The organism is Desulfosporosinus sp. BICA1-9 (assembly GCF_000802135.1).
Genome location: NZ_JUEE01000077.1, coordinates 1 through 12673, shown reverse-complemented (window position 1 = coordinate 12673; position 12673 = coordinate 1). Strand labels below are relative to the sequence as shown.

Below are 12673 nucleotides of genomic sequence, written 5' to 3'. Positions count from 1 at the left end.
GCAGGAGCTGTTGGTAGTCCCGTACTGGGTCCCCCTCTTTGTACGTTGACCACAACACAAGGAACTTCCGTAGCAATAGCATAGCCCAAATTCTCCTGTTTTAGGGAAAAGCCTGGCCCGCTGGTGGCTGTTAAGCTTTTAAGCCCTGTCAAGGAGGCTCCGATGATCGCTGCCATACTTGCTATCTCATCTTCCATCTGGATAAAGGTACCCCCGACCAAGGGCAATCTCTCAGCCATTATTTCAGCGATTTCCGTCGAGGGAGTGATTGGGTATCCTGCGTAAAATAGGACTCCGGCCGCTAAAGCCCCTTCAGCAACCGCTTCATTGCCTTGCATTAATCTAGCTTTATTCATCGTTCGTCACCTCGATATTAATGGCAAAGTCAGGGCAAAGCCGTTCACAAATCTTGCAGGCTATGCACTGATCTGGCTTGGCCACCACTACCCTTCCTAATTCGTCGCTTTCCAGCACCTTTTTAGGACAAAATGCTATACATACTCCACACTTCTTACACCAATCTTGACTGACCAAAACGGTAGCAGTCGGTATCGCTAGTACCAAAACCTAACATCTCCTTATGCTGCCCGGATTAATCCGGGATTAAATGCTTTGCGAAGGGATAGTTTCCTCAGTCAACGCTTGCTTTACTAAATCGCTCACTTCCCAGGGTAGTGCAGCCACATAGGCCCCCGCTGCCTTTAAGGCGACAACTTTGCTGTCATAGGTTCCTTTGCCCCGTTCAATGATGGCTCCGGCATGACCCATTCTCTTTCCAGGAGGAGCGCTTTTGCCGGCTAAGAAGGCGATCACTGGTTTACTCATTGTTTTGATAAAAACAGAGGCTTCTTCTTCAGCATTACCGCCGATTTCCCCCACCAAAACAACCGCTTTGGTTTCCGGATCTGCTTCGAATTGAGCTAAGACATCAATGAAGGATAGGCCGACGACTCGGTCTCCTCCTAAGCCAACCACCGTCGACTGACCAATCCCAGCATTCGTTAACTGGGAGACAATCTCATAACTGAGAGTTCCACTCCGCGCTACGACTCCTACTGAACCAGGGATGAAAATACTGTTAGGCATAATTCCGATCTTGGATTTGCTCGGTGAAATTAGACCAAAAGTGTTTGGTCCAACGATTTGCACTTGTTTGCTCTCTGCAAAGGCCATAATTTCCATGGCATCATGTAAAGGCACATGTTCAGTAATAATCACCAGGGTTTTGATTCCACCGTCCATCGCTTCGAAAGCACAATCTTTGACTTGTTTTGCCGGTACAAAAATAACGGAAGCCTCGGCTTTTTCAGCCAACATGGCTTCTTCCACCGTGTCATAAATAGGCACACCGTGTACGAGTTGTCCGCCCTTGCCCGGGGAAATTCCTCCGATTACCTTGCTACCGCTGGCCAGCATTTGAGACGTATGAAACTGCCCCTGTTTTCCTGTAATGCCTTGGACTAAAATCTTGGTTGTTTCATTAATAATAATTGCCATGCTTCCTACGCTCCCTTCGCTTTAACAAAGGCGACAACTTTGGCCACTGCTTCGTCAATTTTTCGATAAGTCTCAATGCCATGTTCACGTAGAAGAGCTATTCCGGCTTCTTCATTGGTGCCTACCAACCGGATTACCAGCGGAACTTGAATATCCATGGTTTCTTTGACTTGAATGATCGCCTTCGCTACCACATCGCAACGGGTAATTCCTCCGAAGATATTAATTAAGAGGGCTTTAGGCTGGGTGGAAAGTAAAATTTCCAAAGCGCTGGCAGTTGCTTCCTTGCTGGAACCGCCGCCGGCATCCATAAAATTTCGAGGACTTGAACCAAATTCGTTAATCAAATCGAGGGTAGCCATGGTGATTCCTGCGCCATTAGCCATGACGCCGATCTCCCCATCCAGTTCGACATAGGAAATCCCCAGTTCAGCAGCTCTTTTCTCCACGGCAGTCTTTTCTTCAACTAGGGGAACATCCTTCCCAAACCGAAAAGCAGCGTCATCATCAACCGTCATTTTGCCATCCGCGGCAAGGGCCTGAGAATCCGCAACAACCAATGGGTTGATCTCGATTAGTTCAGCATCATACTTTCGAAAAGTTTGATAAAGTTTCAACATAATATCGGCGACCTCTTTGGCGATCTGACCTTTCAGACCAAGCTGTCGAGTAATCTCTCTAGCCGCATAAGGTTGTAGCCCGATGTTAATATCGATTAAACGTTTAATCATTAACTCTTCCGCTACTTGCTCAATCTCAACACCCCCAGCCGCAGAGGCAATCAATAACGGCTTGCGGCGTGCCCCATCATAGGTAATCGCCAAATAAAGTTCCTTTTCAATGCTTAATTTTTGCTCGACGAGGATTATATCGACCTTAAGTCCCTTAATGTCAGTCGCCAAGAGTTCCCGCGCCTTTTCCCTAGCCTCTTGAGGGTCCGAAGCAAACTTAATTCCACCGGCCTTACCCCTCCCCCCAGAGAGAACTTGGGATTTAATGGCGACAGGACCGATTTGGGCAACAAACTCTGCTACCTCATCGGAACTAGTAAACACTCGCCCCTTGGGAACAGGGATCCCGTTATTCCTAAAAATTTCTTTGGCCATGTACTCATACAATTTCACCTAGATGGCTCCTTTCAGCATACCTTATTACCTTAGTGAGCGAAGGTTGGTCTGACTTTTAGCTCGGTTATATATAAACTTTTCAAACTATTTGTTTCTTTGTAGTTCTATGTCGTTAGAGCGAATACCTTCTCAAAACATATATTTTGTATACAATATTATGCGAGGGGTGTGACATGTTTCGTATATTATGGCATATCAAAAGGCGACCCCAAACGGGGCCGCTCCATTCAACTTGATATATTAAATAATGTTAATCCTTAAGTGCTTTATACTTATCCCAATAAACAGTTTCCGTCAACACTTCGCCGCCAATACCCATGTTACTATATTCGTGCTCATCTAGGGTGACAGTAAACGCTGCCATGGGAATACCTAAAGCTTTAGAAGCTGCTTGGCTCATTCCATGAATTAAGCTCCTCTTTTGATCAATGGTCAGGACAGGTCCATCAAAACTAATCATTGGCATTTACAAAAGCACCTCCGCTAATTCATTTCTTAACTCTCATATAAAATTCCCATTAAAGCCACAAAACATGTAAACTATTTTGGCTTCTTTAGTCCTTTTTGTTTTTACCTAATCTGGCAGAAATGCCCTCTCTAAATGTAAATGCGGATCTGTATTAAATGTAATGCAACGGGCAAATGTCGTGTGGGGACGGTCCTTTTGTGTCAAAAGGACCGTCCCCACACGACTATAAAAAGCGTACTTTTTCAGAGGTTTCGAACCGTCCCTACGACACGTCAAAAGGACCATCCCTACAGACTAAATCTTCTTAGTCTTGCAGACAGGACAGTTCTGCAAAGCCAAGGGAATCTCAAGCCCACACTTATCCATCAAGTCAGCATTGACTAGAATTTCAGAGGTCACCCCATCTGCTGCAATCTCTCCGTTTTTGATCACAATGGTCCTATCACACATCTCGAAAATCATATCTAAATCGTGACTTGTGATAATTTTTGTGTGTTTAAAGCTCGTCAGCAGTTCCATGACCCTCCGCCTTGATTTGGGGTCCAAAGCAGCTGTGGGTTCATCCATCACCAAAATGTCTGGCTGCATTGAAAGCACAGAGGCAATAGCGGCAGATCGCTTTTCCCCGCCGGATAACTTGAAGGGGGCTCGATCTTTTAAGTGAAGGATTCCAACCAACTCCAAAGCCTGAAGGACACGCTTTTCAACTTCCTGTTCGTCAAGTTTATAATTGCGAGGTCCAAAGGCTACATCATCGTAGACGGTGTTCATAAATAACTGGTCGTCAGGGTCTTGAAAAACCATACCTAGCCTTTGGCGAATCATTGGCAGAGTCTTTTTCGTAACCTGGACATCTGCCACACATACTTCTCCCTGACTTGGAAACAAAACTCCCATGAGTAACATCAGCAGCGTAGATTTTCCTGCCCCGTTCGCTCCAATGATTCCCACTGACTCCCCATGATAGATACAAAAGGACATTCCATTGACCGCTTTATGTCCATCTGGATAACTATAATGCAGATCCTTGGCCTCAAGTTTATGATGACTCATCTTATCACTCCCGTTATCACTGAACCTATTAGCATCGGAATATTGTAAATCCTCGCTACTGCAAAGAAAAACACCCATCCTGCCAAATAGGCCAAATCCCAGATTCGAATTTCCTTGGAGTCCCCTGTATGGTATTCCCCAGCAAAACCTCTTAAACACATCGCTTCGTAAATACGCTGGGCTCTGTCAAACGTGCGGAGGATTAACTGCCCTGCTAATGATCCCCAAGCACTTCGATGAACACCCTTCTGTTCCGGTGCTCTTAGTGAATAAGCCCTTAAAGTTCGGGCTACTTCCTCCATCAGGACAGAGATATATCGATAGGTCAAGAGCAGTTGGAGCACAAAGATACGAGGGATTTTCAACATCCTTAAGGCTCCTGCCAGCCGGTCCATTCCTGTAGTAGCAATCAGAAGCAGGGCCGCTGTTACTGTCAATCCGCTCTTGATCAGAATAGAAAGGAAGGTAATCCAGCCTCTTGAGATTTCTTTTCCACCCAGCATATAGATTTGATGGTCGAAGAAAGGGTTTAGGATCCCTATTCCAATAATGAACGGTGAAACAAGTAAGATCCTTAAAAGGATGGGTTTAAGCGGAAGTTCTGCCAAAGTAAAAACCATCACCGGGTATAAAAAATACGGTAGCAGACCGTCAATCTCATATCGCCCAAAGGAAACAACCACAGTTAAAAAGCTAACTGTGGTTAATAATTTTATGAGAGGATGTAACTTGTGTATCAAGGTTTCCTGCCGAGCTAGATCATCAAGCAGCCGCATATTATACAATGAATTCATGATGTTTGCCATATCAACAATCCAATCTAAATTTATAAAACAAAACTATAATGCATCTTAGAACAGGCCCCGCCAAATTTAGTGAACTCGTTCAACTAAAGTTGAACATCGAGTCTTTGGGTGAGAGTCTCACGACTGGATGAATGATTTAAGAATTTGCTCTCATCTTTCTTCGTTTCAGCATACTGATACCCGCACCCACAAGGGCGGCTAAGCCAAGCGTCATCCCGCCACCGATTAATCCCGCAGTACTCGTTCCACCACTTACAGCAGGCCATGCTTCTTTGCCTTCTCCAGCACTTTGTTCTATTTCATTTACTGGTGCCTTAAAGGAATAATCCGGTAGAAATGCAATTTTACTCTGTAGGTCAGACAGTTGCTGATGTAGGCCATCTGGAGCCTCCAGTTCGGCTGTACCGGCAGTCTTGATCATGGCCCACTCCAAGCCATCCGGATTGGAAGAAGCAAACCAGGATAACCCTACTCCTGTCAGCACCGCAACTATGACGAGTCTTGCAACAACCTTTTTTATGGTGACATTGCCTATAGCTTCTCCTGAACTAGCTCTTTCAATAATTTCTGGTCGCGAGTTCCAAATATAGGTTACTACAGCAGCTGTGACCAGACCCTCAATTGCACCAATGGCCAGATGAATGGGTTGCATTAATAAGACAAACGTCCCAAAAGGCAACTCAGTCTTCCCTGAAAAGAGTGTTTCTAGCACGACCCCGAAGGCACCCATCTGAAGGCCGATGATTGCCGTAAGGACGGATGCCAAGACTATCCGTCTCGTTGTATACCCCTTTTTCATGAACCCTTTATAGATTAAGGGATAGGCAATAAAACAGGTGAAAAAGCCCATGTTAAAAACATTACTTCCTAAGGCCAGCAATCCTCCATCAGCAAAGAAAAGCGCTTGTATCGTCAGAACGGATGCCATAGTCAGGAAGCCCGCATACGGTCCGAGCAATATCGCAAGAATTAAACCTCCCCCAATATGGCCGCTTGAGCCCGTTCCCGGTATCGCAAAATTGATCATCTGTGACGCAAAGATAAAGGCTCCCATGACTCCCATTAAAGGAATTTTCTTTTCATCCATCTCGGTTTGAATTCTTTTAATCGAATAGGCCGCAACACCTGCTGTTGCTACCCACATAGTTGCACCCACTATTGGTGAAATTAAGGCATCTGCCATATGCATAAGTATCCCTCCATCTATTATAATTCATGTCATGTTCTTTGTCTTTTCGAGCTGATGAAGTAATTCTAACTCTCCCTTCCTTTTAGATAAACAAAAAAAACCACAAAGTAGACCCTATTGAGTCAAACCTCCATGGTTTTGCAAACACCTTCATGGTCTTGCTCTTACATATTTATTTTCTCAAATATTCTATACGACTTCCCTAAGGACATATATACCATATTCCATCCTTGTTAGTCAATAGATTTTTGGCTCAACTGTAAGAAAGGAGTCCTCTAACACAATACATGGTCAGTGTAGACCACCTGGCACCCAGAGGTTCCTTGTTAATTTTGAGAGTCGAGGTAAATTTCTTGGTAGGAGACTCAATAGATAGTCTACATTTAGATAATGATTGCCGATTGATCCATATGTTGGCTCAATTCCCGGTCTTTTGATACGTTTGAGTATTTCTATCCCCTATCTAGCATAGCCATATTAAGTATGGGGGTGGGCAAATGCAGTTTAATATAGTCCATTTATTTTATTTAACGTTTATAATCCACATAATAGATACATTTGCTTACTCCGTACGGCTTAATTACATTAAAAGTGGACAATTTGCCTTATCCTTGACCGTTTTCAACTTATTTTATTTAATCTCTCTGATTGCGCATACTATGCAGGCTCCTTTAATTGGAGGTTTGATGGATAATTCCATCTGTCAAAGTCTTGATCCTCTACCTATTATCCGCAAGGTGATTTTTGTAGCAACTGCAGGAACATTCATTGGGATAATCTTAACTCCCACTTTTTTAAATGCCTTCAATAGAGTAGTGAATAGACTGGAACAAACAGGCTCCGTGCCAGCCGTTGTCATCAATGCCTTAAAATTTCGGAGTATCCGAATATTATTTAAAAGTATTATTTTGCCTACCCAAGAAATGGTTAATCATCTGCCCTATCATAAAATTCCTATTAATTTAATCGTGCTCAATGCACTTGTCACTGGAATTTATACCATCGGGGTAATGTCGGCTTATTATGCTACTTTACTTGTTGACCCTCAGCATCGTCTGGCAGCTTCAGCTTCGGCAGGAATAATTAACACTGCCGCAAACATTATCTTTATGCTTTTTATTGATCCCAAATCATCAATTATTACTGATCAAACATTGAGGGGAAATCGTCCTTATAAAGAAGTTAAAGCCCTTGTCGTTATGCTAATGAGTGCCAAACTCATCGGAACCTTAATTGGACAATTGCTCCTTATTCCAGTGGCTCAAGCCATTGCCGCTATTTATAAATGATTGCACACGATACAATACTAAAGCTTAATTTATTCATTTCGAACATATGTCTGGCAGGAATTCATGTGATGTTGTAGAATACTAAGTATAATCATAGTTCGCAGGACCATGAAGGTGTTTGTGACGACCATGGAGGTCTGACTTTGATAGGTCAGTTTTCTTATGGTCTTTTTATTTTGCAAAAAGGGGGATCTGAACTCACCTGCAGAAGAACTCTTTAACTTCTTCAGGGCGTCCTTTGAGTTACCCGAAAAGGCAAGCATCTTTACAACAGTAATTTGTGAAAAGTGTGGAGAAGGCGCTCCCGAGCACAAGATGCGAATCAATGACGGCAAAAAAGTGTGCCTGGACTGCTTCAAGGACTATTCGAGAGGGTGGTAAAGAGATGGATAAGAAAATGGACGAACATCTGCCGGAGGAAAGGAGTGTTAAACTCATAGCAGCACCTATTACTTCAACACCCGTATTAAAAGGTAAGGATTTGGTGAACTTGGTTAAGGATATAAATAAACCTGATACAAACAAAGACCGTAGACAAAAAGCGTTAAAAGCCCTACAGATTGTTACGAAAGGGTAGTTTCTATACATGTTTTATCGTGAAGATGAATTCGAAGATATATTACAGGCGGTAGTTCTTGTTCCATACTCCCCGGGATATAAACTCGGGGATTTTGATTGTGGGATCGAAGATCGCCTCCCATCAACGATATACCCGTGAGCAATACAATTTACTTGTATATTTGAGGGCCCAAGTTCTTTCGCCAATGCCTTGGTTAGACCAATGATACCTGCTTTAGCAGTAGAATAATGGACTTCGCAGGAAGCCCCTACCATTCCCCATATGGAAGAAATATGAATGATTTTTCCTTTCTTTTGAGGAATCATATATTTCAAAACTTCTTGCATACAGATAAAAACGCTTTTCAAATTAATTGCCCCATCTTGTGCCTGTTCATAGCTTTCCAATGTATAGCTCCCGTCAGAGCTTTCCCCATAGGTGATGGCCGCCGGAACAATCCCCCCTCCTTCTTCCGAAAGAACATTGTCATACAAGCGGTAGCTTTGGGCATAGGTCGTCACAAAAACCTTGAGTTTGCCGTCTTCCCGATAGCTGGCAAAGATATGGGGGGCCACAACGCAAAATCCGCTTTGCCATCCCCTATGCTTTTGAACTTCCGTCTGATAGACGAGCTGGGCAACGGGGTCATTCCCTTGATAGGCAAAGTCGGGCAAGCTGACTTCCCGGCGAATCTGAAGCCGGCTGTACCATTCCTGAGGGGATCAGGTTTCATCGCTGACATTATTTCTTACCCCCAACAATTCCTTACCAAGCCTCATTAGAATTTGCCCCCGCAATCCCTCGGCATTTCCTGCTTCAAACTGGTCTAAAAGATAGGGCAGGGCATTCTCACCCCCATATTTGATGATACTCTCATAAGCCATTTCGTGAGCTTTAATATAATCTCCATAGCCCTGATCAATTTAGTAACCCCATAGGATAACTATTAACTGAAATTTAGAAGACTTCGATATACCCTCTATTTAACTTGATAAGTTCAATAAAATTGTTTATACTTTGTATAAACAAAATTGAAGGAAGCGGTGACACAATGAAAGCAATGGCCCGAAAATGGGGAAATAGCATCGGCATAAGGATTCCTGCTTCAATGGCTAATTCAATAAAAATCAACGACGGGACCCCAATTGATGTCGAACTTGATGGAGAAAAGATTATAATCACCCGAAAAAAATATAACTTAAAAGAATTGCTCGCGCAAATTCCTGATGATTACGTGCCGGAAGAGATTGATTGGGGAGAACCAGTGGGAGGGGAGATATGGTGAGCCAGTACACGCCGGAACGCGGTGATATAGTATGGATTCAGTTAAACCCACAGGTTGGGCATGAGCAGCAAGGAACCAGACCGGCCTTAGTTTTATCCGCAAAGGAATATAATAGCAAGACTGGGATGGGGATCTTTTGTCCGATTACAACCCGGTTGAAAGGATTCCCATTTGAAGTTAAACTTCCGGAAGAATTTGAAATCAGAGGTGTCGTTTTGGCCGATCAGATTAAGTCCCTGGACTGGAGAGGTAGAAACGCGAGTTTTATATGCAAAGTGCCGGAAGAAACGATTCAAGAGGTTATTCTTAAACTAGAAGCGATCATAAAATAAGCTGTGATAATAAGTCAGACCAATTCCGGAACTGTCCTTCGTGAGAAAGTGCGCAACGTTCGAATGAAGGAATGGGAGCAAGAACGTAAGGAACTCCGTGCTCTTCCATCGGTACCGTTTCAATGCTCTCGGACTCATATGGTTTCCACAAGCCGGTTGCTCCTCTTTCAGTTTGACCGTAACTATTACTCTGTTCCAGTCGCTTACGGAAACCGAAGTCTTCGAGTGGAGGCGTTTGTTGACAGAATTGAAGTGTATGATTCCTCGAACAGGGTCGCAGTACACGAGCGTTCCTATAGCCGTGGTGAAAAGGTGATGGAATTAGAGCATTACCTACCGATCATTAAAACGAAACCACGGGCTGCTAAGAATGCTCTGGTGGTCAGAAAGCTTCCTGACGTGTACCAAAAGCTCAGAATCCATCTCTACAATAAGAACGTTGAGGGTTACCGTGAGTTTGCGAAGATTCTTTTACTCAACCTTGAATTCAAATTTGAGGACGTTCTTTCAGCCGTAGAGGAAGGACTTAAGCAACATTCGCCCACTGGAGAATCGATACGGCAGATTCTCACCTCTCAAGTCTCAAACCAAACGATTTCAATAAAAGACCAACCTGAATCTCCGCTAGTTGACCTCAATGTCCCAGTAGACACACCTCCATCTGATGGGAGGGTTGTCTCATGACGGAGCTGCTTGATGCTAAAGAAGCCATCGTGGATATTCACTGTAAACAACTTAAACTCCCTGGTTTAAAGGCCCATTTTAGAGATTTAGCCCGTGATGCCATGACTCAAAATCAAACTCCGATCTCCTTCTTGGCAGCATCCTTGGCTAAAGAAGTTGAGGTTCGAGTCCAGAAACGGCTAAACACTCGCTTAAAACAATCTCGAATCCAAGATATTAAAACAATCGAAGGCTTTGACTTTACCAGCATCCCGAAGGTCCCAAAGAACAAGCTGATTTCCCTTGCTGAGTGTAAATTTATTAAAGATCGTGAAAACGTAATATGTGTGGGGCAGTCGGGAACCGGAAAATCTCACATAGCCACAGCAATTGGTATCTCAGCAATCCAACAGGGTTACAGGGTACGGTTTATCAAGTAAGTGATCTGATCCAAGAGTTGTTAAAGGCAGAGAGCGAATACCGACTACCTCGTTATCCTGGATGAGTTAGGCTACATTAATCTTGGCGCAGGCAGTCCATTAATTTTCCAGTTCTGCTCTGATCGCTATGAACGTGGCAGCCTGATCCTAACCACAAACCTAGAATTCGGTCGTTGGGGGGAGGTGTTTGGAGATAATGCCTTAACCGTAGCTTTACTAGATCGGATAACCCATCATGCCCATGTTATCCCTTTCATTGGTGAATCCTATCGGTTTAAGGAAAGCAGAGACAAACTGGAGTAATTAATTCTAGAGAAAATGAGCTAATGTTCCTGAAAAAAGAACCGCTTTGGGGTAGACTTGACATGGGACCCTACGGGGGATGCTTCAATGGGTCGAGGGCTGTGTAAAATAATATTTAAAAAGAAAAAAGGCTCGACCTAAATCGTGAGAATTTAGGAAGAAGCCTTTTTAATAATAAATACGGTATTATATGATAAACCCAGAGGATATTTCGCCAAAAATTCTTCGATTGTAATATTTTTTTGGGGATGTTTTTTCATAATTGTGACAATATCACTTCCGATGTCATATTGACCCTGAAAATTATCCAGTACTATATCAAATATAAGAGTATCATTTTTATTAAAAAAAGCTTCAATTATTTTCTTAATTTCCGTTTCGTTGTTCGTTTTACTATCTGCATAAAATTCACAAGAGCATCCCCGAGTTATTTGATAGTAATTCTTATTTTCGATCTTATGGTAAACCTTATTAGAAATTTCCTTAATTCGAATATTGTAATTTGTTAAGTTTTTACTAATTAAGATCTCTTCAATAGGTTCTTCAGCTATTACCGTTATAAAGTAACACATAAATACATAAATCCTCCTATATAAATATTGGAAACTTATTATTTTGCAAGCTTCTACCCTTTTCCATTTGAAAGGGTAGAAGCATTTGTTATTAATGTAAAAAAATCCTTTAGTAAATTACTCGAACGAATGTCCACCAACTTGAACCCAGAGATAGGTACAATGCCAATGAGGCCGATTATTCGGCATGTCATTTAAATCATGCCCAGAATGCCAAACGGGGCTACTACCAATAGAATAGTAATCAGCAACCCAATAAGCGTCTCCCGGGATAGGGGAGAAAATGTTCCCGCCGTTTCTCACTATAGATGCTGCGGAGTAAAAGTCTGTCGTTCCTCCAACTGTTATACCCCCACCAGGACCCCAATTCAAGAACGCTAACCAATAACGCGGTCACCTAGTTTGCGATTGTATTACATTTATGGAAACTAATGAAATATTTCTATACTTTTTGATTAGCCACATTGTCTTGGTCTCCTCAAAGAAGCTATTATAAATAACATTATCCTAGATTTCCCACTTTGTCCTCAGTAATTTCACCAATTGGTCCTCAGTAATTTACGACAAATAATTACGCACTTCGATTTTATAAGTTGAAATTGGTAAATTTTGGTCCAACCCATTTTGAGCATGCATAAAGTGGAAAATATTTATTTATTAAACTCCCTGAAAAATAATTTTCTGGACTTCCACCGACCGATCTGGTACTCTAAACGGCTCTTTCTCAAATAAGATGACATCATCCGGCAAGGTCACTCATTTTTAGGACATTATAGGCATTTATCAGTTCAATACCAGCTCGTCCTCCACCTCTACGATGCTTCATTTTAATTCTGCTATTCATGCCTTCCGATGGCCCATTGCTAATGTCTTTATATATCAAGCTATTTTTTACAGCTTCATAATCATCAAGCAGCCCATTTGCATATTGTGCGAGCGGAGCAATTTCACAGCCTTTGTATTTAGTAATAAAAAAGTCCAATTCAACGGTACTATAGTCATCAAACACTTTATAGCAATCGCTCAAAAAAATCACAAGAATCATAATCACTGGATACAAAGCTACTGTTTTTTCAAAAAGTTTTTTTT

16 protein-coding genes and 3 pseudogenes are annotated in these 12673 nt (G+C 42.5%); 7 read left to right on the top strand and 12 right to left on the bottom strand.

The genetic code is table 11. The features are described 5' to 3' along the window. From JL57_RS09985 to JL57_RS09950, 8 genes and pseudogenes are all read right to left on the bottom strand, one after another. Positions 1–356: pseudogene (locus tag JL57_RS09985) on the bottom strand (2-oxoacid:acceptor oxidoreductase subunit alpha); the annotation flags it as partial. Further along, entirely contained in the window at positions 349–564 is a 216-nt protein-coding gene (locus JL57_RS09980) for a ferredoxin family protein (RefSeq protein ID WP_034141902.1), read from the bottom strand. The gene JL57_RS09980 and the pseudogene JL57_RS09985, both read right to left, overlap by 8 nt. Positions 565–603: 39 nt before the next feature. Further along, positions 604–1497, bottom strand: coding sequence for a succinate--CoA ligase subunit alpha (gene sucD, locus JL57_RS09975; RefSeq protein ID WP_034141901.1), 894 nt, complete (start codon positions 1495–1497; stop codon positions 604–606). Positions 1498–1502: 5 nt separating this feature from the next. Beyond that, positions 1503–2621, bottom strand: coding sequence for an ADP-forming succinate--CoA ligase subunit beta (sucC, locus tag JL57_RS09970; RefSeq protein ID WP_034141900.1), 1119 nt, complete (start codon positions 2619–2621; stop codon positions 1503–1505). Positions 2622–2874: 253 nt separating this feature from the next. Beyond that, the gene (locus JL57_RS09965) at positions 2875–3090 is read right to left on the bottom strand and encodes a tautomerase family protein (RefSeq protein ID WP_034141899.1); all 216 of its coding nucleotides are present in this window, start codon (positions 3088–3090) and stop codon (positions 2875–2877) included. A gap of 297 nt (positions 3091–3387) precedes the next feature. Beyond that, positions 3388–4146: an energy-coupling factor ABC transporter ATP-binding protein gene (locus tag JL57_RS09960; RefSeq protein ID WP_034141898.1), complete on the bottom strand. Its 759-nt coding sequence runs from the start codon at positions 4144–4146 to the stop codon at positions 3388–3390. Further along, on the bottom strand, positions 4143–4952 hold the full coding sequence (cbiQ, locus tag JL57_RS09955) for a cobalt ECF transporter T component CbiQ (RefSeq protein ID WP_034141897.1): 810 nt from the start codon (positions 4950–4952) through the stop codon (positions 4143–4145). The genes JL57_RS09960 and cbiQ overlap by 4 nt, the downstream gene beginning before the upstream one ends. A 136-nt stretch (positions 4953–5088) precedes the next feature. Next, positions 5089–6141 (bottom strand): energy-coupling factor ABC transporter permease, encoded by a 1053-nt coding sequence (locus JL57_RS09950; protein ID WP_034141896.1) that lies wholly within the window; start codon positions 6139–6141, stop codon positions 5089–5091. A gap of 497 nt (positions 6142–6638) precedes the next feature. Between JL57_RS09950 and JL57_RS09945 the strand changes: the two genes are divergently transcribed. The 3 genes and pseudogenes from JL57_RS09945 to JL57_RS09935 all read left to right on the top strand — a co-directional run bounded on the left by JL57_RS09945 (position 6639) and on the right by JL57_RS09935 (position 8007). Then, positions 6639–7430 carry a lipid II flippase Amj family protein gene (locus tag JL57_RS09945; protein ID WP_034141895.1) on the top strand — a complete coding sequence of 264 codons (792 nt, stop codon included), beginning with the start codon at positions 6639–6641 and terminating at the stop codon, positions 7428–7430. 192 nt (positions 7431–7622) lie between these two features. Next, positions 7623–7811: pseudogene (locus JL57_RS09940) on the top strand (TraR/DksA C4-type zinc finger protein); the annotation flags it as partial. Further along, positions 7756–8007 (top strand): hypothetical protein, encoded by a 252-nt coding sequence (locus JL57_RS09935; RefSeq protein WP_291299918.1) that lies wholly within the window; start codon positions 7756–7758, stop codon positions 8005–8007. The pseudogene JL57_RS09940 and the gene JL57_RS09935, both read left to right, overlap by 56 nt. A gap of 14 nt (positions 8008–8021) precedes the next feature. Here JL57_RS09935 and JL57_RS34040 read toward each other — a convergent pair whose 3' ends face one another. Further along, entirely contained in the window at positions 8022–8663 is a 642-nt protein-coding gene (locus tag JL57_RS34040; RefSeq protein WP_291299917.1) for an SDR family NAD(P)-dependent oxidoreductase, read from the bottom strand. Positions 8664–8711: 48 nt separating this feature from the next. Then, positions 8712–8873: a hypothetical protein gene (locus JL57_RS34035; RefSeq protein ID WP_291299916.1), complete on the bottom strand. Its 162-nt coding sequence runs from the start codon at positions 8871–8873 to the stop codon at positions 8712–8714. A gap of 167 nt (positions 8874–9040) precedes the next feature. Between JL57_RS34035 and JL57_RS09925 the strand changes: the two genes are divergently transcribed. From JL57_RS09925 to istB, 4 genes and pseudogenes are all read left to right on the top strand, one after another. Then, positions 9041–9274, top strand: coding sequence for an AbrB/MazE/SpoVT family DNA-binding domain-containing protein (locus JL57_RS09925; protein WP_034141893.1), 234 nt, complete (start codon positions 9041–9043; stop codon positions 9272–9274). Further along, the gene (mazF, locus tag JL57_RS09920; protein WP_034141892.1) at positions 9268–9606 is read left to right on the top strand and encodes an endoribonuclease MazF; all 339 of its coding nucleotides are present in this window, start codon (positions 9268–9270) and stop codon (positions 9604–9606) included. Before JL57_RS09925 ends, mazF begins: the two co-directional genes overlap by 7 nt. A 63-nt stretch (positions 9607–9669) precedes the next feature. Continuing rightward, on the top strand, positions 9670–10290 hold the full coding sequence (locus JL57_RS09915; protein WP_291299915.1) for a Mu transposase domain-containing protein: 621 nt from the start codon (positions 9670–9672) through the stop codon (positions 10288–10290). Then, positions 10287–11012, top strand: a pseudogene (gene istB / locus JL57_RS09910) (IS21-like element helper ATPase IstB). Before JL57_RS09915 ends, istB begins: the two are co-directional and overlap by 4 nt. Before the next feature lie 152 nt (positions 11013–11164). On the opposite strand, the gene JL57_RS09905 reads toward istB, so the two are convergent. Together JL57_RS09905 and JL57_RS09900 are read right to left on the bottom strand one after the other, a co-directional pair. After that, positions 11165–11584 carry a hypothetical protein gene (locus JL57_RS09905; protein ID WP_034141891.1) on the bottom strand — a complete coding sequence of 140 codons (420 nt, stop codon included), beginning with the start codon at positions 11582–11584 and terminating at the stop codon, positions 11165–11167. A 739-nt stretch (positions 11585–12323) separates the two neighbouring features. Continuing rightward, positions 12324–12673, bottom strand: a 350-nt coding sequence (locus JL57_RS09900; protein ID WP_045691687.1) for a transposase, incomplete at its 5' end; no start/stop codon positions are given.

Coding starts and splice junctions, on each gene's coding strand:
- sucD (WP_034141901.1), bottom strand. CDS start 1,497: ATGGCAATTATTATTAATGAAACAACCAAGATTTTAGTCCAAGGCATT.
- JL57_RS09965 (WP_034141899.1), bottom strand. CDS start 3,090: ATGCCAATGATTAGTTTTGATGGACCTGTCCTGACCATTGATCAAAAG.
- JL57_RS09960 (WP_034141898.1), bottom strand. CDS start 4,146: ATGAGTCATCATAAACTTGAGGCCAAGGATCTGCATTATAGTTATCCA.
- cbiQ (WP_034141897.1), bottom strand. CDS start 4,952: ATGGCAAACATCATGAATTCATTGTATAATATGCGGCTGCTTGATGAT.
- JL57_RS09950 (WP_034141896.1), bottom strand. CDS start 6,141: ATGCATATGGCAGATGCCTTAATTTCACCAATAGTGGGTGCAACTATG.
- JL57_RS09945 (WP_034141895.1), top strand. CDS start 6,639: ATGCAGTTTAATATAGTCCATTTATTTTATTTAACGTTTATAATCCAC.
- JL57_RS09935 (WP_291299918.1), top strand. CDS start 7,756: ATGACGGCAAAAAAGTGTGCCTGGACTGCTTCAAGGACTATTCGAGAG.
- JL57_RS34035 (WP_291299916.1), bottom strand. CDS start 8,873: ATGGCTTATGAGAGTATCATCAAATATGGGGGTGAGAATGCCCTGCCC.
- JL57_RS09925 (WP_034141893.1), top strand. CDS start 9,041: ATGAAAGCAATGGCCCGAAAATGGGGAAATAGCATCGGCATAAGGATT.
- mazF (WP_034141892.1), top strand. CDS start 9,268: ATGGTGAGCCAGTACACGCCGGAACGCGGTGATATAGTATGGATTCAG.
- JL57_RS09915 (WP_291299915.1), top strand. CDS start 9,670: ATGAAGGAATGGGAGCAAGAACGTAAGGAACTCCGTGCTCTTCCATCG.
- JL57_RS09905 (WP_034141891.1), bottom strand. CDS start 11,584: ATGTGTTACTTTATAACGGTAATAGCTGAAGAACCTATTGAAGAGATC.